This is a genomic window from Mycetocola sp. Y719 (genome assembly GCF_056713205.1).
On record NZ_JBWYGY010000002.1, the window covers coordinates 43,899 to 64,949 of the forward strand.

A 21,051-nucleotide genomic window follows, 5' to 3' on the forward strand; every position below is an offset into this window, starting at 1 on the left:
GTGACATTTCGTCACAGTCGGCGATTTCAGGCCGGTCGAGCGAACTCGGCCACCTGGGCGGCGAGTTCCTCAGAGGCGAGGGCGCGCACGTGGGTGCCTTCCTCGAGGTAGTCGAGGTGCTCGACGCGACCACGGCGGTGCAGCATCGAGATCACGTCGCCCCTGTCGTACGGGACGAGCAGGTCGAGGTGCACGGTCGGCGACGGCAGCAAGTCGCTGAGGGCCTGGAGGATCTCGTCGATGCCCTCGCCGGTCCTGGCGGAGGCGAAGATCGCGTTGGGTTCCAGTCCGCGCAGCAGAAGGCGACCGTCTTCGTCGACCAGGTCGCTCTTGTTGAAGACGACGAGTTCAGGGATGTCACGGGCCCCGACGTCCCCGATGACGTCACGGACGGTCATCAGCTGGGCAGCGGGGTCCGGGTGGGAGCCGTCGACGACGTGGACGATGACATCCGCCTCGGCGACCTCCTCGAGCGTGGAACGGAACGCCTCGACCAGTTGGTGAGGAAGATTCCGAACGAAGCCGACCGTGTCGGAGATCGTGTAGAGCCGGCCGTCTTCTGTCTGTGTCCGCCTGACAGTGGCGTCGAGCGTCGCGAACAGCGAGTTCTCGACGAGCACACCCGCCTTGGTGATGCGGTTGAGCAGGCTGGACTTGCCCGCGTTGGTATAGCCGGCGATGGCCACGGAGGGCACCTCGAAGCGGTGCCGGTTGGCCCGTTTGGCCTCGCGAGCCGGGCCGAAGCCCTTGATCTGCTTGCGAAGTTTCGACATCCGCGTGTGGATGCGGCGACGGTCGAGTTCGATCTTCGTCTCACCGGGGCCCCTCGAGCCCATTCCTGCGCCTGTGCCACCGACCTGGCCACCGGCCTGGCGGGACATCGAGTCACCCCAGCCACGGAGACGCGGCAGCAGGTACTCGAGCTGGGCGAGTTCGACCTGGGCTTTACCCTCTCGGCTCTTCGCGTGCTGGCTGAAGATGTCGAGGATCACGGCGGTGCGGTCGATGACCTTCACCTTGACGACATCCTCGAGCGCGCGTCTCTGGCTGGGCGCCAGTTCGGTGTCTGCGATGACCGTGTCAGCCCCGAGCGAGGCGACGATGCCGCGCAGTTCCTCGGCCTTGCCCTTGCCGAGGTACGTGCTCGGGTCGGGGTTCGGACGACGCTGGAGCATGCCGTCGAGCACGACTGCTCCGGCCGTCTCGGCCAGGGCCGCCAGTTCGCGAATAGAGTTCTCGGCGTCCTGCAGCGAGCCCTGCGAGTAGATGCCGATGAGGACGACGTTCTCGATGCGCAGCTGCCGGTACTCGACCTCTGTGACGTCTTCGAGTTCCGTCGAGAGTCCACCGACGCGGCGCAGTGCCTGGCGGTCTTCGCGGTCGAACTGGTCGCCGTCATGGCCGGTGTCACCGTCGGAGTCGGTGCCGAGGGCAGTCGCCTGCCCTGAACCGAACAGCGAGTATCCGGACGCGCGCGTATCCGCGTTCCGAAGAACGCGTGTCACGGCGTCGTCGCCGTCGGGAAGGTCGGGGGTATCGCTCGGAGTGGTCATCAGAGTTAACCCTAACGCGTGCTGTCGAGTAACGTTCCGGTATGGCCAGCGATCACTATTTCTCCGGCGTGCCCGGCACCGAGCTCAAGCTCAGGACCGTCACGGTGCACCTCGCGGGTGCCGACAGGGAGCTCACGACGGCCAACGGCATTTTCAGCCCCGGCCGGATCGACCCCGGCACGCAGATCCTGCTTGCCGAGGCACCGGCCCCTCCGGCCGCCGGCGACATCCTCGACCTCGGCTGCGGCTGGGGACCGATCTCGTTCACCCTGGCTTTGGCGTCGCCGGATGCCACTGTGTGGGCGGTCGACGTCAACGAGCGCTCGCTCGACCTCGTCCGGCTCAACGCGGAGAAGCTCGGGCTCGAGAACGTCCGCGCCGTGCTGCCCGACCAGGTTCCCCTCGACATCGCGTTCGACGCGCTGTGGTCCAACCCACCGATCAGGATCGGTAAGCAGGCACTGCACGAGATGCTCGAGTACTGGCTTCCCCGACTGGCGCCCGGCTCGGATGCGTGGCTCGTTGTGCAGAAGAACCTCGGGGCGGACAGCCTTCACCGCTGGTTGCAGGAACGCCTCGCCGACGACTTCGACGTCACTCGTGAAGCGATCAGCAAGGGTTATCGCATCCTGCGGGCCGCTCGCCACAAGGGCTGAGGTCAGCCGAGTTCGAGCGTTCCCGTGTAGACGAGCTCTGCCGGTCCGCTCAGCCCGACGTGCTCGCCGTCCTGGGTGGCGAACATCCGTACGCCGAGGGTGCCTCCCGGTACGTCGACGCGCCACTGGTTGGGTGCCGTCGATCCGGCCCAGTGCCTGGTGGCTAGTGCAGCCGCCGCGACACCGGTTCCGCAGGAGAGGGTCTCACCGCTGCCCCGTTCGTGGACGCGCATGGTGATCCGCCCGACGCCGTCGGTGATCAGCGGGTCATGGGGCACGACGAATTCGACGTTCGCCCCCTCGATCGGTTCCGGTTCGATCCGGGGGACGTAGCTGAGGTCGGCTGACGCAAGTTCGGTCTCGTCGGCAAGCGCGACGACGACGTGAGGATTGCCGACGTTGATCCCGAGGCCGGGGCGCGCCACTTTCAGTTCCTTGGCGCGCACGAGCGGTTCTCCGCCGTCGAGGGCCCACCGGCCGAGGTCGACCTGGAATCCGTTCGTCGACCTCTGCACGTCGCGGACGCCTGCCCGGGTGCCGATGGCCAGCGTGTCGCCCGATTCGAGCTGCACGAGGCCCTGGTCGATGAGGTAGCGGACGAACACTCGGATGCCGTTCCCGCACATCTCTGCGATGGATCCGTCGGCGTTGTGGTAGTCCATGAACCACTCCGCGTTCTCGTCCTCATGGAGGGCTGCCGCTCCTGCATCGAGATTCGCCGAGCGGACGGCGCGAATCACTCCGTCTGCCCCGACACCGAAGTGCCGGTCGCAGATCGCGGTGATCTGCTCGGCCGTCAGCGGGGAGTTCCCGTCGGGGTCCGCGTAGAGGACGAAGTCGTTGCCGGTGCCGTGGCCCTTGGTGAACGGGAGCGTGAGTGCCATTGCCCCAGTCTACGGTTCGCGCGGAATCAGACCTGAACGGATGCCGTCGCGCGGTCGACGAGATCGGAAGCGTCGTAGTCCAGCCAGACGATGTCCGCGTACCGCCTGAACCAGCTCACCTGCCTGCGCGCATACCGCCTCGTCAGCTGCTGGGTTTCAGCGATGGCCTCCTCCTCGGTCGCTTCACCGGTGAGCTGCCGAAGTGCCTGCGCGTAGCCGATCGCCCGCGACGCCGTGACGCCGCGCTCAAGGCCGAGCGGCACGAGCCGACGTACCTCGTCGAGGAGACCGCCCTGCCACATCCGCAGAACGCGCTCGTCGAGCCTGCCGACGAGCTGATCGCGCGGGGCGGTGAGACCAAGGATGCGGGTGGGCTTCCAGTAGACCGGCTCGCCGGGGAGCATACCTGCGACCGGTGAGCCGGTGATCTCGGCGACCTCGAGTGCCCGCACGATCCTTCGCGCATTCTGCGAGCCGATGCGTGCCGCGACATCCGGATCGAGCGCGGCAAGCCGCCGGTAGAGTGCGCCGGGGCCTTCGGCCTCGAGTTCGCCTTCCAGTCTCGCCCTGACCGCCTTGTCCGATGCGGGGAACTGGAAGTCGTAGAGCACGCTCGACACGTAGAGCCCCGACCCGCCGACGAGGATCGGCGTCGCTCCGCGCGCGAGAATCCCGTCGATGGCGGCCCTGGCATCCTCCTGGTAGGCCGCGACCGTGGACTCTGTCGTCACGTCCAGCACGTCGAGCATGTGGTGCGGGATGCCGCGTCTTTCGTCCTGCGCGAGTTTCGCCGTTCCGATGTCCATGCCCCTGTACAGCTGCATGGCGTCGGCGTTCACGATCTCCGCACCGTGTCCCGACTGCGCGAGGCGCTCGGCCAGGTCGAGTGACAGGTCGGACTTTCCGGTGCCGGTTGGACCGATGATCGCGATCACGCCGGCCGCTGCGGGGTTCAGCGCTGACCGTCCAGCTGGTCGTAGATCGGGGTGGTCGCCCCTGCGACGGATGCCGGTGGGCCGACCCGGAGGGACGGCAGGCCGAGCGACACCCGGCCGGGTGCCGACAATGAGGACGGAGACGTCGGGACGCCGCAGGATTCGGCCTGCGCCCGGTCCCAGGCGTCGCCTGCGGCCGTGCGGCGGACCTGGAGCGGCAGCCCGTCTGCGGTGTCGGCAATCAGGTAGAACGGGGCTGCCTGGCTGACCCGTGCCGTGACCACGTCGCCTGGCCGCGGAATCTCTGACCCGGTGGGAACGTCGAAATGGACCAGGCGAGAGTCCTCGGCACGCCCGGACATCCGATGTGTGAGGGAGTCCTTCTTGCCCTCACCCACGGCGACCAGGAGCTGCACGTCTCGGCCGACGACCTTCTGGTTCTCCTCGAGGCTGATCCTGTCCTGGAGGGCGGTCAGGCGCTCGTAGCGTTCCTGGACCACGGCCTTCGGCACCTGGTCAGGCATCGTGGCCGCCGGGGTTCCCGCGCGGATCGAGTACTGGAAGGTGAACGCTGTCGCGAACCGCGCCGCCTCGACGACGCGAAGCGTCTCCTGAAAGTCGTCCTCGGTCTCCCCCGGGAACCCGACGATGATGTCTGTGGAGATCGCGGCGTGCGGCATCCGGGCGCGAACGCGGTCGAGGATGCCGAGGAACTTCTCGCTGCGGTACGACCGGCGCATCGCCTTGAGGATGCGGTCGGAGCCTGACTGGAGGGGCATGTGCAGCTGCGGCATCACGCTGGGTGTCTCGGCCATGGCGTCGATGACGTCGTCGGTGAAGGCGGCGGGGTGTGGGCTGGTGAAGCGAATCCGTTCGAGCCCGGGGATCGCGCCCGCCGCACGGAGGAGCTTGCTGAACGCCTGCCGGTCGCCGAACTCGACGCCGTACGAGTTGACGTTCTGGCCGAGGAGGGTGACCTCGATCGCGCCGTCGTCGACGAGGGCCTGGATCTCGGCGAGGATCTCGCCTGGCCTGCGATCCTTCTCCTTGCCGCGGAGCGCCGGCACGATGCAGAAGGTGCAGGTGTTGTTGCAGCCGACGGAAATGGAGACCCAGCCGCTGTACGTCGATTCCCGTTTGGTCGGAAGGGTGGACGGGAAGGTCTCGAGCGACTCGAGGATCTCGATCTGGGCTTCGTCGTTGTGCCTGGCGCGTTCGAGCAGACTCGGGAGGGCGCCCATGTTGTGGGTGCCGAACACGACGTCGACCCACGGCGCCTTCTCGAGGATGACGTTCTTGTCCTTCTGGGCGAGACACCCGCCGACGGCGATCTGCATGCCGGCGTGACGCTTCTTGACCGACGCGAGGTAGCCGAGGTTGCCGTAGAGCTTGTTGTCTGCGTTCTCGCGAACCGCGCAGGTGTTGATGACGACGACATCGGGCTCGACGCCGACCGCTTTGACGTAGCCGGCCGCGTCCAGCGAACCGCCGAGACGCTCGGAATCGTGCACGTTCATCTGGCAACCGTAGGTGCGGACCTCATAGGTGCGCGCGTGCCCGGATGCGTCGACGGCCGCGACCGACGGGGTGATGATTGTGGGCGTTTCCTGCAGCGTGCTCATGATCGGTCCAGTCTACGTTCAGACGCGGATCTCGGAGCGGTCAGCGGAACCGGACGTTGGAGGTTCCTCCTGCGTTGCGCCCGGTGAGGAGCGGAGCGATCGCTTCACGGACGATGTTGCCCGGGTAGCCGCGGCGGGCCAGGAACCCGACGAGCCGGCGTTCGAGCGTCTGTTTGTCGAGCCCGGTCAGCTGCGACGCACGCTTTGCAGCGAGCTCTTTCGCGGCGCTGAGCTCATCGCCCTGGTCGATGTCGTCGAGCACCTCGTCGATGATGTCGCGCTCGATCGAGCGCCCGGACATCGCGCGCGCGACGACTGCCCTGCTCTGCCCTTTGCGTTCGTAGAGTGCGTGCTTCATCTGCTCCGCGAGCACGCGGTCGTCGACGTAGCCGAGCTCGCGCAGCCGGTCGAGGATCGAGTTAGCCTGGTGGGCGGTAAGGCCCTCAGCCACTCCGAAGGCGAGGATCTCGGCTTCACTGAGCGCGCGCCGCGCAAGCTTACGCACCAGGGCCGACTCGATGGCCTCCGGGTCGGCGTCAGGGAACTCGGGGTCAGCGACGTCTGTTGCGGGCACCACACCGGGAAGGTAGGTCACGGTCGCGATCTTCTCTCCGTCGGCGTCGTGTGCGCCTGAGCCGCCGTCAGGAGAGGTGTTCTCGTGCGGGTCGATGAACCTGACCACGACCGTGCCCCGCCCTACGCGCCGCGCCGGGCGGCGAGCTGGTCTGCGGACAGTTTGCCTGCGGCGGCCGTCTTGCCCGGTGCTGCTTCGACCGCTGCGTCTGCGACGGGCGCGGCAACCGCACCACCGATACCGAGCTTGACCTTGATCTTGTGCTCGATCTCTTCGGCGACGTCGGGGTTGGTGAGAAGGAAGTTGCGCGCGTTCTCCTTGCCCTGGCCGAGCTGCTCACCGTCGTAGGTGTACCACGAGCCTGACTTCTTCACGATGAGGTGCTCGACGCCGAAGTCGATGAGGCTGCCCTCGCGGGAGATGCCGGTGCCGTAAAGGATGTCGAACTCCGCCTGCTTGAACGGCGGGGCCATCTTGTTCTTGACGACCTTGACCCTGGTGCGGTTACCGACGGCATCCGTGCCGTCCTTCAGGGTTTCAATGCGGCGGATGTCAAGGCGCACGGACGCGTAGAACTTGAGTGCCTTACCACCGGCGGTGGTCTCGGGGCTGCCGAAGAACACACCGATCTTCTCGCGCAGCTGGTTGATGAAGATCATGGTGGTGTTGGTCTGGCTCAGTCCACCGGTCAGCTTCCGCAGAGCCTGCGACATCAGCCGCGCCTGGAGGCCGACGTGGGAGTCGCCCATCTCGCCCTCGATCTCGGCACGGGGAACGAGTGCCGCCACGGAGTCGATCACGATGAGGTCGATGGAACCCGAGCGCACGAGCATGTCGGCGATCTCGAGTGCCTGCTCACCGGTGTCTGGCTGGGAGACCAGCAGCGCGTCGATGTCGACGCCGAGCTTCCTGGCGTACTCGGGGTCGAGTGCGTGCTCCGCGTCGATGAAGGCGGCGATGCCGCCTGCCTTCTGTGCGTTGGCGATCGCGTGAAGTGTCAGGGTGGTCTTACCGGAGGATTCAGGACCGTAGATCTCGACGATCCGGCCGCGGGGAAGTCCTCCGACACCGAGCGCGACGTCGAGGGCGATGGAGCCGGTGGGGATGACGGCGACAGGGGCACGCTCATCGCTGCCGAGACGCATGACGGAGCCTTTGCCGAACTGGCGGTCGATCTGGGCGAGGGCGGTCTCGAGGGACTTCTCGCGGTCTGCTGCTGATGGCATGTCATGCCTCTTTCTTCTGTCGATATCGGTGCGCCTGTAGGCTGTCGCGCCCCGGAAGATCCGGTGCTACGACAAGGCTGGGAGCGTCTGTCGGTGACGGTGTCGACTGTATTGTGCACCTCCGACATTGCGCCGGAGGGAGGAAATCAGTGGACGATCCGACCTCGAAAGGCCCTTGTGATGGAGCCTATCCCAACCCGAACAGATGTTCGAGAAAGATGCGGCGGCGTGTCGAAGTCAATTTCGCCGAAGAAGCGCGGCGCCGGATCGGCGGCCGTCAGGACCGGGGCGGAGGAACACCTGCGCCGTGTCGACGCTCGACAGGAACGTCCGTCTCCCGGCACAGTGCGAGCCAGACAACCCGCGGCGATTCGCCCGCAGCAAGTGCCTCATTCGCGGTTCGCCCTCCCAGCTCCCTCAACACCAGGTCGCTGGCGAGCACGCGCCCGTATGCGCCACCGAACTCGGTGGTCATCGCCGTCCTGAATTCGCTGAGTTTCACGGAATCAAGCGTAACGGGCCGCAGACAGAGGAATACCCCGGAGCGCGTGTGCGCTCCGGGGTATCAGTCGATGGTCGATCGTCAGCGTGCGACGAGATCGGCATCCAGTTCCGCGACGAATTCGTCTGGGACGGTGTCCGGAATCGGTTCGATTCCTTCGATGACCGCGAGGCGGTCTCCGACTTCGCGCATGATCACCGAGATCGGTGTCTCGAGGGCGTCGGCGACGGAGGCGAGGATTTCACTCGACGCTTCCTTCTGTCCGCGTTCGACTTCGCTGAGGTAGCCGAGGGCCACACTCGCTTTGCTTGCAACCTGGCGAAGAGTCCGCCCTTTTTGCAGCCGGAAGTCACGAAGCACGTCGCCGATTTCTTGACGAACAAGTATCATTTGACCCCTCCTTCTCTGCCGGTCAGCCTCACCGTCGGTAAGTCTGTGGATGGATACAGTACTACACCCATCCGTACTCAAACCTTAGTGTTTCTGACTGATCTTTTCTTGTGAGTCTGAGAGTTGTAACCGGAGCGCAACACGCGATATTCCACCCGAAATCTGTCAGGGCCAACTCTCAGGATCCGCCGGCTCCCACGCCGGTGATCGCAGTGAGGAAATCGACCGCCGCTGCGACGGTGTCCCTGCGGATCGTGTCCCGGTCTCCGGTCAGGGTGAGACCGAGCGAGCGGGTCCCTCCCGCCATCGACAGACCGAGGAAGACGGTGCCGGGGGCACGTCCGTCCTGGGGGTCGGGCCCTGCGACGCCTGTGGTCGACACGCCGATGTCCGCCGGTCGCCCGTCGACGCTGAGGACGGTTCGCGCACCTGCCGCCATCTGCTCCGCGACGAGCGGGTGGACTGCCCCGTGTTCGGCCAGGAGCGCGGCGTCGACGCCGAGCACCGAACGCTTGACGTCGGTGTGATAGGCGACCACTCCCCCGGTTACGACGGCGGATGCCCCTGCCGGCCGGATCAGTTCGGCAGCCAGCAGCCCGCCGGTCAGCGATTCGGCCACGGCGATGGTGAGGCCCCGCGCGGTGAGGTGGCGGATCAGTGCTGCCGTTCGATCCACGTCGCTCCCGCCGTTCGCGTTCATGGCCGTCTGGCTGCCCTGAGCGCGGTGAGGACGTAGTCGATGCCGCTGGCGACCGTGAGGAGAACCGCGGCGGTCATCAGGATGCCGTTGACCCAGAAGATCCAGTCACCGACGACGAGGTAGAGCGGGAGGAGGGCGATCGAGATCGCGACCGACTGCGCCACGGTCTTGAGCTTGCCCATCCACGCGGCAGCTACGACGTGGTCGGTCGCCACGATCATCCTGTGCACGGTGATGCCGATCTCACGGACGAGAACGACGATGGTGACCCACCAGGGCAGTTCTCCGAGGATGGAGAGGGCCACGAGTGCGCCGCCGGTGAGGATCTTGTCCGCGATCGGGTCGAGGAGCTTGCCGAGGTCGGTGACCAGCCCGTGCTTCCTGGCGATCGCGCCGTCGATCCCGTCAGTGGCGATGGCCACGATGAAGAGGACGGCGGCCGCCCAGCGGAGCCAGCCGTCCGCGCCGTCGTCGGCCAGGAGCATCCAGATGAAGACCGGAGCGAGGAGGATGCGGACGACGGTGATCGCGTTCGGCAGGTTGAGGTTCGCGGATCGCGATCCTCCGGCACGGGGAAGAGTCATGTCTTGCTACTCCTCCTTGCCGGTGAGCTTCCAGGCGTCCTCGTCGGATTCGCCCTCCACAACATCGTATCCGTCGAACTGCTGGTCGACCTGGTCGCCGTCGTACCGTTCGTCGCTGTGCGACGACGCGGAGAACGCCGGGCCGTCTTCGCCCTTGAGCTTGGCGAGGAGTCCTGGGAGCTGTTCGGCGGTGACGAGCACGTCGCGCGCCTTCGAGCCCTCAGACGGGCCGACGATCTCGCGCGATTCCATCAGGTCCATCAGGCGTCCCGCCTTGGCGAAACCGACCCTGAGCTTGCGCTGCAGCATCGACGTCGAGCCGAACTGGGTGCCGACGACGAGCTCGGTCGCCGCGAGCAGCAGGTCGAGGTCATCGCCGATGTCCGCGTCGACTTCCTTCTTCTCGATGACGGCGGCGACGTCCTTGCGGTACTCGGGGCGAGCCTGCTGGGTGACGTGCTTGACGACCTTCTCGATCTCGGCCTCTGACACCCACGCGCCCTGCACGCGGATGGCTTTGTTCGTGCCCATCGGCAGGAACAGGCCATCGCCCTGGCCGATGAGCTTGTCGGCTCCCGGCTGGTCGAGGATGACGCGGGAGTCGGTGACGCTCGTCACGGCGAACGCCAGCCGTGAAGGCACGTTCGCCTTGATGAGCCCGGTGACGACATCGACCGATGGTCGCTGCGTGGCGAGGACGAGGTGGATCCCGGATGCCCTGGCGAGCTGTGTGATGCGCACGATCGAGTCCTCGACATCACGAGGGGCGACCATCATGAGGTCGGCGAGCTCATCGACGACGACGAGCAGGTACGGGTATGGCTTGAGCACCCGTTCGCTGCCCACGGGGAGCACAATCTCCTCGTTCACGACGGCCTTGTTGAAGTCGTCGATGTGCCTGAAGCCGAAGCTGGCGAGGTCGTCGTACCTCATGTCCATCTCCTTCACGACCCACTGCAGCGCTTCCGCCGCTTTCTTGGGGTTCGTGATGATGGGCGTGATGAGGTGCGGGACCCCGGCGTATGAGGTCAGCTCGACGCGCTTGGGGTCGATGAGGACCATGCGCACGTCGCTCGGTTTCGCCCGCATGAGCAGGCTCGTGATCATCGAGTTGATGAAGCTCGACTTTCCTGATCCCGTGGAGCCCGCGACGAGGAGGTGGGGCATCTTGGCCAGGTTGGCGACGACGAAGCCGCCGCCGACGTCCTTGCCCACACCGATGGTCATCGGGTGCACGCTCTTCGTGGCGTTCGCCGAGCGGAGGACGTCACCGAGGGTGACGATCTCGCGGTCGCTGTTCGGGATCTCGACACCGATGGCGCTCTTGCCGGGGATCGGCGCGAGGATACGAACCTCGTTCGACGCGACGGCGTAGGCGATGTTGTTGGTCAGCGCGGTGATCCGCTCGACCTTGACACCGGGACCGACTTCGATCTCGTACTGCGTGACGGTCGGGCCGCGCGAGAAGCCTGTGACCTTGGCGTCGACCTTGAACTGGTCGAGGACGCTGGTGACGGCAACGACGACCTCGTCATTCGCTGCTGAGCGGGTCTTGGCCGGGTCTCCGGCGCCGAGGGTGGATGCCGCAGGGAGACGGTACGGAGCCGGCGGCGCCGTCGGGCGGGCCATCCGCTGCGGGCCGGAGTCGTCCATCAGCCCGAGACCCTCCATGCCGGGCAGGGCTTCGGTGGCACCCTCAGGGCCGTCGTCGTGGAGTCCGGAGGTGGACTCGCCGACGGCGAAGGTGCCGAGCGCCGCCTCCGCTGCCGAGAGGTCGCCGATCACCTCGGTCATGGCCTCGTCGTCATCGTGAATGGGGTTGCCGAACATGTCGACATCCTCGCCCTCGAGGGCTGAGTCGAATTCGCCGTTCCCGCGGCTCGGTCCGCCGAGGAGCTCAGCGAGCGGGTCGCCTTCCAGTGCTGAATCGAATGCGGGGTCGACCTCGCGCTGGCTCTTGTTGCGCCGCCACCAGGGGAGGGATTCGTCGCCGTCGTCGTCGATTCCGTCGAGCTCGACCTGCTTCGTGCGTTCGAGTTTCGCGGCCTCGCGTTCCTCGTCCGTCTGGACGTCGGTGCCGAAGGTCCACGCGTAGAGCTGCCTGAGTCTCGCGCCCACCTTGTTCGGCGGGGTCTTGGTGATGATGAACAGACTGAGAAGCACCAGCAGGGACAGGACGATCCCTGCGCCGATCGGGGTGATGAGCGCCACGAGGGGGGCGCCGACGATCCAGCCGACCAGTCCGCCGGCGACGGCGAGTGCCGGCATCCCGTCGCTGGGGTTCGGTTGCCCGCCGAAGGTGTGGCAGAGCCCGGCGACGGCGACGAGGACGATGATCAGGCCGATGCCGATGCGCCCGTTGTCGTTCACTGAGCTCGGATGCCTGAACAGCCAGATCGCCAGCAACAGCATCACGACGGGGAGGGCGAACGCCAGGCGACCGAAGATGCCACCGAAGGTGAAGGCGTTGAGGTTCTGGGCGACGGTGTCGTTCACACCGAACCATTGCACGACCATGCCGACGATCGCGAGCAGGAGGATGAGGAACGGGATGCCGTCGCGGCGTTCCTCTTTGGCGAACCGTTCTGGGCCGAATGCCCGAGCCGTCCCGCCTGCGAGGTGGGCGAGGCCCATCCACATCTTCACGAACACGTTCTCCGACGGTTCCGTCGGGTACGCGACAGTCTTCGCTGTCGGGAGTTTGGTGGTCTTCGCCGTTGTGTTCTTCGCCGGCGCCTTGCGGGCGCTCGGTGCTCCTCCGCGCGCCGACGTGCTCCGACCGCGGCTGGACGATTTGCTAGTCGTAGCCATGGTTCCACGGTACTTCGGTAGGGGTCGTTTGCCCTGCATTGACGCGGGGCCAGTCCCATCCGGCCTCGCGCGTCTTCAGCGCAGGATGAGCACCATCGTGTCGGAGTCCACACCGGACTCGACGGTGTGGAAACCTTCGCTGACGTAGAGGCGTCTCGCATGGTTGGCACGTTCGACGCTGAGACTGATGCGAGTGTGACCTGCCGACCTGGCCTGCGACACGACGGCCTCGAGGAGCGCACGGCCGACGCCCTGCGCCCGCCACACGGCGACGACACCGAGCGTCAGCTCGGGCACGCCAGGCGCGACGAATCCGTAGCCTGGGTCGTGCGCCGGGAGCAGTCGGTACCAGCAGGCACCGATCGGCGTGCCTGCGGAGTCGACGGCGATCGTGCCTGCGTCGCCCGGTCGTTTCCACCCCGAGATGTACTTCGCGGTCGTCGGCCCTGCGAGCACGTCGACGCGCGATCGCGTCCGCGTCGGCATCCATTCGGATGCCTCGAAGAGCATGTCACCGAGAAAGCGTGCGTCGCTGCCTGTCGCCTCCCGAAGTGTGAACCGGGCCATGTCGCGATGCTACGCCTCGCGTGTTTCGACCGGATGAACAAACGCGAGTTGCCCGGTCTCACGGGTCCGGACGGGCCGGAACCCGCGAATCCGGGCAACTCAAGAGCTCAGACCGACTACGCCTCGATGACGAGCGGGACGATCATCGGACGGCGGCGGTATGACGTGTTGACCCACCGGCCGACGGTGCGCCGAACGATCTGCGACAGTGCGTGCGGGTCACGTACGCCGTTGCGTGCGGCATCCGCAAGCGCCTGCTCGATCTTGGGCTTGACGCCGTCGAACACGCGGTCGTCTTCAGCGAACCCCTTGGCGTGGATCTCCGGTCCGACGATCACCTTGCCGGTCTGGGCTTCGACCACGACGATGATCGAGATGAAGCCCTCTTCGCCGAGGATCCGGCGGTCCTTGAGGTCGGCGTCGGTGATCTCACCGACGCTGGAGCCGTCGACGTAGACGAAACCGAGGTCGAGCTGGCCGACGACACGCGCTTCACCGTCTTTGAGGTCGATCACCGTGCCGTCTTCGGCGAGGATGGTGTTCTCCTCGGGGATGCCGGTGTCGATGGCGAGCTTTGCATTCGCGACGAGGTGCCGGTACTCACCGTGGACGGGGAGGACGTTCTTCGGCTTGATGATGTTGTAGCAGTAGAGGAGCTCGCCTGCGGCGGCGTGGCCGGAGACGTGGACCTTGGCGTTGCCCTTGTGCACGACGTTCGCACCGAGCTTCGTGAGGCCGTCGATGACACGGTAGATGGCGTTCTCGTTGCCGGGAATCTGGCTCGACGCCAGGATGACGGTGTCGCCGTCTCCTACCTCGATGGCGTGATCCATGTTCGCCATCCGGCTGAGGACGGCCATCGGCTCGCCCTGCGACCCGGTCGACATGTAGACGATCTTGTCGTCTGGGATGTCCTTGGCCTTCTTGTAGTCGATGAGGACGTTCTCGGGCACCTTGAGGTAGCCGAGGTCCGCGGCGATGGTCATGTTGCGCACCATCGAGCGACCAAGCAATGCGACCCGGCGGCCATTGGCGTGAGCAGCGTCGAGCACCTGCTGCACGCGGTGCACGTGGCTGGAGAAACTCGCGACGATCACACGGCGAGGGGCTTTGGAGATGACCTGCTCGAGGACCGGGCCGATGGAGCGCTCCAGTGGTGTGAATCCGGGAACGTCTGCGTTGGTGGAGTCGACGAGGAAGAGGTCGACGCCCTCCTTGCCGAGCCGTGCGAACTCACGGAGGTCTGTGAGCCGCCCGTCGAGCGGGAGCTGGTCCATCTTGAAGTCACCCGTCGCGAGGACGGTGCCCGCCGACGTCTTGATCGCCACGGCGAGAGCATCCGGGATCGAGTGGTTCACGGCAACGAATTCGAGGTCGAATGGACCGAGCTGTTCTTTCTGGCCCTCGGCGACGGTGAGGCTGTATGGCTGGATGCGGTGCTCTTTGAGCTTTGCCTCGACGAGTGCGAGCGTGAGGCCGGACCCGATCAGCGGGATGTCCTTGCGGAGGCGGAGCAGGTACGGAACCGCTCCGATGTGGTCTTCGTGACCGTGGGTCAGAACGACTCCGACGACGTCATCGAGACGATCCTTGATCGGAGTGAAGTCGGGCAGGATCAGGTCGACGCCGGGCTGGTGCTCCTCAGGGAACAGCACACCGCAGTCGACGATGAGGATCTTGCCGTCGATCTCGAACATGGTCATGTTCCGGCCGATTTCGCCGAGGCCTCCGATCGGGATGACGCGGAGCGTTCCCTTTTTCAGGGCAGGCGGATTGAAAATAGTTGTGGGCATATGCCCTCCTTGGATGTGTGCGTCAGCGGGTGGTGCCGTGCACCTGTGGCAGAGCGCCACCGGCTGCCGCGTTGCGGTCTGGACGGAAGTTGGAGAAGTCCACTCCCGGGATGTCCTTGACGAGGTCGATTTCGTCCTCGATCTGGGCTGCTTCCCACTCTTCAGGGCCGACGAGCGGGAGTCGGACGCGCGGACTGGCGATGCGGCCGAGCCCGTGCAGGATGTACTTGGCGGCCACGGTTCCAGGCACGTGCGTCATGACGGCACGGACGAGAGGCTCGAGCTGCATGTGTGCTGCTGTCGCCGTTGCCAGGTCGCCGGCGTTGACGGCGTCGACCATCTGGCGGTACGGCTTTGCGGCGATGTTGGCTGTGACGCCGATGAGACCGGCCGCACCGATGGAGAGGTGCGGCAGGGCGTTGGCGTCGTCGCCTGAAAAGTAGAGCAGGTCGGTCTGATTGAGCACGCGGCTCACTTCGGAGAAGTCGCCCTTGGCGTCTTTCACCGCGAGGATGTTCGGGTGCTTGGCCGCGCGGAGGATGGTCTCGTACCTGATCGGCACGCCCGTGCGGCCGGGGATGTCGTAGAGGATGACAGGGAGGTCTGTGGCATCCGCGATCATCCGGAAGTGGGTGAGGATGCCCGCCTGCGTCGGCTTGTTGTAGTACGGCGTGACGATCATGACACCGTCGGCGCCGGCTCTTTCGCTCTGTCGATAGAGGTCGATGGCGTGGGCGGTCTCGTTGGATCCGCCGCCCGTGATGATCTTCGCCCGCCCGGCCGAGACGGACTTGCCGACCTCGACGAGGCGCAGTTTCTCCGGGTCGGTGAGCGTGGAGGTCTCGCCGGTCGTGCCGGTGACGACGATGCCGTCTGCACCCGCGTTGATCACGTCGTCCATGTGCTTCTCGACGCCAGGCCAGTCGACTTCACCGTCGGCGGTGAAGGGGGTGACGAGCGCTACGAGGACCTGACCGAAGGGATTCACGACGTTAGACACAGGTATCAGGGTACCGGTTGCCGGGGGCTGCGCGCCCCATCGGTCCCGACCCGTCAGTCGGATTCGTAGCGGAGGAACCGGTACTCGATTCCCTTGGCGGACGTGTGCCAGCCCTCGACGGGGTCGGTCGAGACCAGACGCCACCTCTCGGTGATGGCCGGAGCGACGGCATCCCCCTCGATGGGTTCGCGGATCGTGGTGACCTCGAGACGCTGTGCGATGTCGATGACCGCCGAGAAGACTTCCGCTCCCCCGATCACCCAGACCACGTCGTCGCCTGCAGCACCCTCACCGGCGATCGCGAGGGCGGCCGCGATCGAATCGGCGGTCTCGACGCCGTCCGCGCGCCAGTCCTGCTGCCTGGTGACGACGATGTTTCGCCGTCCGGGGAGCGGGCGGAATCGTTCGGGAAGCGAGTCCCAGGTCTTGCGGCCCATCACGACCGGACTGCCGAGCGTCACGGCCTTGAAGTGCGCGAGGTCCTCGGGCAGGTGCCAGGGAAGCACACCGGCGTTGCCGATCGTGCCGTTGGCGGCCTCCGCCCAGACCAGCCCGATCCGCGGGAGGCTCATACCGCTACCGGCGCCTTGATGGCCGGGTGGTGCTGGTAGTTCTCGACGACGAGGTCGTCGAACGCGTAGCCGAAGATGTCGTCTGGGTGCGACGTGATCCTGAGCTGCGGGGCCGGGTAGGGGTCGCGGCGCAGCTGTTCGGTGACCTGCTCGACATGGTTGTCGTAGATGTGGCAGTCGCCGCCGGTCCAGACGAAGTCGCCGACCTGGAGGCCGGCCTGTTCGGCGACGAGATGGGTGAGCAGTGCGTAGCTGGCGATGTTGAACGGGACGCCGAGGAAGAGGTCGGCGCTGCGCTGGTAGAGCTGGCAGGACAGTTTGCCGTCGGCCACATAGAACTGGAACAGGGCGTGGCACGGCGCGAGGGCCATGTCGGGGATGTCTGCCGGATTCCAGGCCGACACGATCAGGCGGCGGGAATCAGGGGTGGTCTTGATGGCTTCGATGACGTCGGAGATCTGGTCGATCGTGTCGCCGCCCGCTGTCGGCCATGAGCGCCACTGAACGCCGTAGACAGGACCGAGTTCGCCGTCGGCATCCGCCCACTCGTCCCAGATGGTGACACCGTTCTCCCGAAGCCAGCCGACGTTGCTCTCGCCCCGGAGGAACCAGAGCAGTTCGTACGCGATCGATTTGAAATGCACCCGCTTGGTGGTGATGAGCGGGAAACCCTCTGAGAGGTCGAACCGGAGCTGGCGGCCGAACACGCTGGTCGTACCCGTTCCCGTCCGGTCGGTCTTGCGCGTGCCGTTCTCGAGGGTGTCGCGCAGGAGGTCCTCGTACGGGGTGGGGATCGTCGCAGCCATGGCTCCAAGGCTAACCGAGTGATCGCGCTTTGCGCCCCCTCACCCTGTCGACTCCCCCGGCGCGTCCGTCATTCTTTGTCACACGGGGCCGCCGGGCTCGGGCGATTCATACAGTGTGGGAATGGATCCCCTTCTCGCCGCTGTGGCCCTCGCCGGCCTCGTCGGCGTGTCCACTCTCGCCGGCGTGCTCTGGCGTCGTCGAGACGGCAGGGTCGTGCGGGCAACCGACACGGACGACGACGCGTTCACACCGGCCGACTTCGACGGAAACGTGGCATTCGGCGACCGGGCGACCCTCATACAGTTCAGTACCGAATTCTGCTCCCGGTGCCCGTCGACCGAGCGGATGCTGCGCACGGTCGCCTCAGGAGTCGGCGGCGTCGACGTCGCTGTCGTCGACCTCACCTCCAGACAGGACCTCGCCGCCCGGTTCCGGGTCACCCAGACGCCCACGGTGCTCGTTCTCGACGCCGCCGGTCGCCAGATCGCCCGCAGCGCCGGGGTACCCCAGCGTTCCGCCATCGAAGCGGTCCTCGCTCCCGTTCCCTCCAGTCCTCACAGCCCCGCACGTCTTTCCAGGAGCAGCCATGTCCAGCACTGACCCCAGCCGCGGCATCGATCCGCGGGGCCCGCGTTTCGGCGCAGCCATCACTGCGGTCCTCCTGGCCGCGATCGTTTTCGCCGGACTCGTCGGCGCCTCGACGGTGACGCTCGTGCTGTACCTGCTGGTGACCGCACTGTTCGCGTGGGGCGCGTTCGCCGGCATCCGTCGTCATCCGTACGGTGTGCTGTTCGCGTGGCTGGTCCGGCCGCGGCTGTCTGCCCAGGACGAGCTCGAGGACCCACGCCCGCCGACCTTCGCGCAGTGCATCGGCTTCGCCGTCACCGCGCTCGGTCTCGTTCTGCATCTGCTGTCTGTTCCCGGCGCTCTCGTCGTCGCCGCATCCGTCGCCTTCATCGCCGCGTTCCTCAACTCGGTCTTCGGATACTGCATCGGGTGCCAGGTCTACCTGCTTCTCGTTCGTGCAGGGGTGCTCGGCCGCACGCCGGTCGCACCCTGAATCCGAGGGTGATAACGCCAGGGTGAACCGTTAGGCTCGGCGTGCGGCGACAGGCCCGCACGCGAGTATGGAGGATGCCATGGCTGCAACCAGCGAAGCAACGACCGTCTGGAACGGAACACTTTTCGAGGGCGAGGGAACGGTCTCACTCGACTCCTCGAAAGCAGCGAGCCTGCCGGTGAACTGGAAGGCCCGCGCCGAAGGCTCCGAAAGCGTCACCACCCCCGAGGAACTGCTCGGGGCGGCGCACTCCGCCTGCTTCAGCATGCAGTTCTCGAACATGCTCACCGAGGCAGGCAACCCGCCCGAGAGCATCCAGACCACCGCGGCCGTCACGTTCCAGCCCGGCACCGGCATCACGGGCAGTCACCTGCTCGTGAGCGCGAGGGTCCCTGGCATCAGCGAAGAGGATTTCGAGCGCATCGCCACAGAGGCGAAGGCGTCGTGCCCGGTGTCGCAGGCACTCGCGGGCATCCCGATCACGATCGAGGCGAGCCTCGCCTGATGCCGCTCACGATCGGCGGACGGACGCCGTGAAGCGCGTCGTCATCGCCGGTGCGTCCGGCCTGATCGGAACCGCGCTCACCGAGGAACTTCGTGCGAGGGGCGACGAGGTGGTCCGCCTGGTTCGGAAGAACCCCGGGCCGGGCGACGTTCTCTGGGATCCGGCGTCGCGCACCATCGACCCGACTGCGCTCGACGGTGCCACAGCCGTCGTCAACTTCTCCGGTGCCTCGATCGGGCGCCTGCCGTGGACGCCGGGGTACAAACGCGAGATCCTCGCATCCCGGGTTGCGGCGACGAGCACGCTCGTCACGGCGATCCGCGCCGCAGCCGTGCCTCCCGAGGTGTTCATCAGCTCATCCGCTGCCGGCTATTACGGGTCGCGTCCGCATGAGACTCTCACCGAGGACAGCGCGCGCGGAACGGGGTTCCTCAGCGACGTCACCGCCGAGTGGGAACGCACCGCGCGTCGCGCCGACGACGTCACCCGCGTCGTGATCGCGCGCAGCGGCATCGTCGTGGCGACGGACGGCGTGCTCAAGCCGTTGCTGCTCCTCACCCGCGCCGGGCTCAGCGGGCCCCTCGGTGGCGGCGAACAGCTGTGGCCGTGGGTGAGTCTTGTCGACGAGACGAGGGCGCTCGTGCACCTTCTCGACGGGACACTCGCCGGACCGGTCAACGTCACGGGGCCGACCGCTGCATCGGCCAACGATCTGATGCGTCACCTCGCCATGAGGCTGAACCGACCCTTCTTCCTCCCGGTTCCTGCGTTCGCGGTGACGGCTGCCCTCGGCGATGCGGCACGCGACCTGCTGCTGGTGGATCAGCACCCGCAGCCGGCGCGGCTCCTCGGCGACGGGTTCGTCTTCACGCACCGCACCGTGGAGAAGGCCGTCGACGCGGCGTTGATCCGAGGGCGCTGATCGCGGGCGCCAAGTAGCCGCAAAACGCGCTTCAGACGCATGACGAACAGCCGTTCGAGGTGACTCGACGCGACGGCTGCGGATGCCACGTCGGGATCGACTTCGCCCAAGGGGTTACTCGCGCACGGCATGAACGACCCTTGGGACCGACCGCACGTCCGCGGCAGGGCGCTCAGCGGCGGGTCAGGACGCCGAGTTGAGCCTGATCGCCTCGCGGATCGCCTCGCGGGCGCGCCTGCGGTCACCGGCGCCGTCGTAGGCGAGACCGAGTCGGTACCACGCCCTCCAGTCCTCCGGTGCGGCCTCGACGGCTGCGCGGTACTCCGGGAACACAGCGTCGACCGAGTCGCGCTCGGGGCGTCCGCTCGGGCGCAACGGGAGCTCATCTGCCGGGAGCGCGTTCTCGGATTCGAGGATGCGGCCGAGCTTCTCTGCCCTGACCCCGAACAGCAGCTCACGGACCAGCGCCCAACCGCCGATGATCGGCAAAACGATCAGCGCCGCACCGATCACGATCGCGACGGGCTCACCCGTGAGCAGGAACTTCACCGCGCGGTCGCCGACGAGCACGAGGTACATCACGAGCAGGACGGCCATCACGGCCACGCCGATCCGAGTGGTCATGCGCGGGAGATCCCGAGGTCCATCAGGTTCTCCAGGCCGACGGTCAGGCCGGTCGCCGTGCGGGCGGCCTCGAGCGCGAGCAGGATGCCCTGCTCGTACGAGCTCGCATCGATCGTGTTGTGGGTGATCGAGAGGGTCTCCCCCGTGCCGCCGAACACGACTTCCTGGCGGGCGACGATGCCGGCGAGCCTGAGGCTGTGGATCGGGATGCTCGACACTTGCTGGCCGCGGGCCCGCTGGTCGGTGTGCGGTGCTTCGACAGGCCCGAGACCCGACCTGGCCTCGCCGATGAGCTCGGCCGTGCGCACGGCGGTGCCGCTCGGCGAATCGATCTTGGTCGCCTTGTGCGCTTCGACGATCTCGATCGAGTCGAAGAACCGGCCGGCGATGGTCGCGAGCGTCGTGCCGAGCACCGAGCCGAGCGAGAAGTTGGGGATGACGAGAACTCCGCTGTCGCGGTCCGCGAGTTCGGTCTTGAGCGCCGCGAGTCGCTCACGCGACCAGCCCGAGGTGCCGACGAGCACGTTGGCGCCGGCACGAATGGCGTGGGAGACGACCTTTTGCGAGACCGCGGGGGCGGTCACATCCACGACGATGTCCGCGCCGTCCATCTCCTCGAGAGCACTGGACGAACCGAGCCTGGCGATCACCTCGAACCCCTGGGACTCATCGATCAGCCGTGTGAACAACTGCCCCATCGTGCCGCTTGCCCCGACCACTGCCACGCTCGTTCCCATGCTCCCAATCTACAGGCCGCCAGCGCC

The 21,051-nt window shown here is 66.6% G+C and carries 23 protein-coding genes; 5 read left to right on the plus strand and 18 right to left on the minus strand.

The genetic code is table 11. The annotated features are described in order from the left end of the window. Window positions 1-26 precede the first annotated feature (26 nt). Entirely contained in the window at window positions 27-1,553 is a 1,527-nt protein-coding gene (gene hflX, locus AC1M0F_RS06540) for a GTPase HflX (RefSeq protein ID WP_480237416.1), read from the minus strand. Window positions 1,554-1,594: 41 nt separating this feature from the next. On the opposite strand from hflX, the gene AC1M0F_RS06545 reads away from it, so the two are divergent. Beyond that, window positions 1,595-2,209, plus strand: a complete 615-nt coding sequence (locus AC1M0F_RS06545) for a class I SAM-dependent methyltransferase (RefSeq protein ID WP_480237417.1) — start codon at window positions 1,595-1,597, stop codon at window positions 2,207-2,209. Window positions 2,210-2,211: 2 nt separating this feature from the next. Here the strand turns inward: AC1M0F_RS06545 and dapF are convergent, their stop codons facing one another. From dapF to AC1M0F_RS06620, 15 genes are all read right to left on the minus strand, one after another. Next, the gene (dapF, locus tag AC1M0F_RS06550; RefSeq protein WP_480237418.1) at window positions 2,212-3,093 is read right to left on the minus strand and encodes a diaminopimelate epimerase; all 882 of its coding nucleotides are present in this window, start codon (window positions 3,091-3,093) and stop codon (window positions 2,212-2,214) included. A gap of 26 nt (window positions 3,094-3,119) precedes the next feature. Further along, complete coding sequence (miaA, locus tag AC1M0F_RS06555) at window positions 3,120-4,028, minus strand: tRNA (adenosine(37)-N6)-dimethylallyltransferase MiaA (protein ID WP_480237419.1); 909 nt, start codon at window positions 4,026-4,028, stop codon at window positions 3,120-3,122. Between the two features lie 17 nt (window positions 4,029-4,045). Then, the gene (miaB, locus tag AC1M0F_RS06560; RefSeq protein ID WP_480237420.1) at window positions 4,046-5,650 is read right to left on the minus strand and encodes a tRNA (N6-isopentenyl adenosine(37)-C2)-methylthiotransferase MiaB; all 1,605 of its coding nucleotides are present in this window, start codon (window positions 5,648-5,650) and stop codon (window positions 4,046-4,048) included. Between the two features lie 40 nt (window positions 5,651-5,690). Then, the gene (locus AC1M0F_RS06565; RefSeq protein ID WP_480237421.1) at window positions 5,691-6,332 is read right to left on the minus strand and encodes a regulatory protein RecX; all 642 of its coding nucleotides are present in this window, start codon (window positions 6,330-6,332) and stop codon (window positions 5,691-5,693) included. 14 nt (window positions 6,333-6,346) lie between these two features. Next, window positions 6,347-7,450 (minus strand): recombinase RecA, encoded by a 1,104-nt coding sequence (gene recA, locus AC1M0F_RS06570; RefSeq protein ID WP_480237422.1) that lies wholly within the window; start codon window positions 7,448-7,450, stop codon window positions 6,347-6,349. Window positions 7,451-7,727: 277 nt separating this feature from the next. After that, window positions 7,728-7,952, minus strand: coding sequence for a DUF3046 domain-containing protein (locus tag AC1M0F_RS06575; protein WP_480237423.1), 225 nt, complete (start codon window positions 7,950-7,952; stop codon window positions 7,728-7,730). A gap of 81 nt (window positions 7,953-8,033) precedes the next feature. Continuing rightward, complete coding sequence (locus AC1M0F_RS06580) at window positions 8,034-8,342, minus strand: helix-turn-helix domain-containing protein (protein WP_480237424.1); 309 nt, start codon at window positions 8,340-8,342, stop codon at window positions 8,034-8,036. 178 nt (window positions 8,343-8,520) lie between these two features. Then, window positions 8,521-9,042, minus strand: coding sequence for a CinA family protein (locus AC1M0F_RS06585; RefSeq protein WP_480237425.1), 522 nt, complete (start codon window positions 9,040-9,042; stop codon window positions 8,521-8,523). Beyond that, complete coding sequence (gene pgsA, locus AC1M0F_RS06590) at window positions 9,039-9,626, minus strand: CDP-diacylglycerol--glycerol-3-phosphate 3-phosphatidyltransferase (protein ID WP_480237426.1); 588 nt, start codon at window positions 9,624-9,626, stop codon at window positions 9,039-9,041. The genes AC1M0F_RS06585 and pgsA overlap by 4 nt, the downstream gene beginning before the upstream one ends. Before the next feature lie 6 nt (window positions 9,627-9,632). Further along, complete coding sequence (locus AC1M0F_RS06595; RefSeq protein ID WP_480237427.1) at window positions 9,633-12,437, minus strand: FtsK/SpoIIIE family DNA translocase; 2,805 nt, start codon at window positions 12,435-12,437, stop codon at window positions 9,633-9,635. Window positions 12,438-12,512: 75 nt separating this feature from the next. Then, complete coding sequence (locus AC1M0F_RS06600) at window positions 12,513-13,004, minus strand: N-acetyltransferase family protein (protein WP_480237428.1); 492 nt, start codon at window positions 13,002-13,004, stop codon at window positions 12,513-12,515. A gap of 116 nt (window positions 13,005-13,120) precedes the next feature. Then, window positions 13,121-14,797, minus strand: coding sequence for a ribonuclease J (locus AC1M0F_RS06605; protein WP_480237429.1), 1,677 nt, complete (start codon window positions 14,795-14,797; stop codon window positions 13,121-13,123). 22 nt (window positions 14,798-14,819) lie between these two features. Next, complete coding sequence (dapA, locus tag AC1M0F_RS06610) at window positions 14,820-15,797, minus strand: 4-hydroxy-tetrahydrodipicolinate synthase (RefSeq protein ID WP_480237430.1); 978 nt, start codon at window positions 15,795-15,797, stop codon at window positions 14,820-14,822. Window positions 15,798-15,850: 53 nt separating this feature from the next. Next, complete coding sequence (locus tag AC1M0F_RS06615; protein ID WP_480237431.1) at window positions 15,851-16,369, minus strand: dihydrofolate reductase; 519 nt, start codon at window positions 16,367-16,369, stop codon at window positions 15,851-15,853. Continuing rightward, the gene (locus tag AC1M0F_RS06620; protein ID WP_480237432.1) at window positions 16,366-17,175 is read right to left on the minus strand and encodes a thymidylate synthase; all 810 of its coding nucleotides are present in this window, start codon (window positions 17,173-17,175) and stop codon (window positions 16,366-16,368) included. Before AC1M0F_RS06620 ends, AC1M0F_RS06615 begins: the two co-directional genes overlap by 4 nt. A gap of 121 nt (window positions 17,176-17,296) precedes the next feature. On the opposite strand from AC1M0F_RS06620, the gene AC1M0F_RS06625 reads away from it, so the two are divergent. The 4 genes from AC1M0F_RS06625 (at window position 17,297) to AC1M0F_RS06640 (ending at window position 19,663) form a co-directional block, all read left to right on the plus strand. Further along, window positions 17,297-17,776: a TlpA family protein disulfide reductase gene (locus tag AC1M0F_RS06625; RefSeq protein ID WP_480237433.1), complete on the plus strand. Its 480-nt coding sequence runs from the start codon at window positions 17,297-17,299 to the stop codon at window positions 17,774-17,776. Then, a complete protein-coding gene (locus tag AC1M0F_RS06630; protein WP_480237434.1) occupies window positions 17,763-18,236 on the plus strand; it encodes a DUF4395 domain-containing protein in 474 nt (157 codons plus the stop codon). The genes AC1M0F_RS06625 and AC1M0F_RS06630 overlap by 14 nt, the downstream gene beginning before the upstream one ends. 79 nt (window positions 18,237-18,315) lie before the next feature. Next, the gene (locus AC1M0F_RS06635; protein ID WP_480237435.1) at window positions 18,316-18,741 is read left to right on the plus strand and encodes an OsmC family peroxiredoxin; all 426 of its coding nucleotides are present in this window, start codon (window positions 18,316-18,318) and stop codon (window positions 18,739-18,741) included. Between the two features lie 28 nt (window positions 18,742-18,769). Next, window positions 18,770-19,663 (plus strand): TIGR01777 family oxidoreductase, encoded by an 894-nt coding sequence (locus tag AC1M0F_RS06640; RefSeq protein WP_480237436.1) that lies wholly within the window; start codon window positions 18,770-18,772, stop codon window positions 19,661-19,663. A gap of 183 nt (window positions 19,664-19,846) precedes the next feature. On the opposite strand, the gene AC1M0F_RS06645 is transcribed toward AC1M0F_RS06640, so the two are convergent. Both AC1M0F_RS06645 and dapB read right to left on the minus strand, forming a co-directional pair. Continuing rightward, window positions 19,847-20,287, minus strand: a complete 441-nt coding sequence (locus AC1M0F_RS06645) for a hypothetical protein (protein WP_480237437.1) — start codon at window positions 20,285-20,287, stop codon at window positions 19,847-19,849. Continuing rightward, the gene (gene dapB / locus AC1M0F_RS06650) at window positions 20,284-21,024 is read right to left on the minus strand and encodes a 4-hydroxy-tetrahydrodipicolinate reductase (protein ID WP_480237438.1); all 741 of its coding nucleotides are present in this window, start codon (window positions 21,022-21,024) and stop codon (window positions 20,284-20,286) included. Before dapB ends, AC1M0F_RS06645 begins: the two co-directional genes overlap by 4 nt. Window positions 21,025-21,051 lie beyond the last annotated feature (27 nt).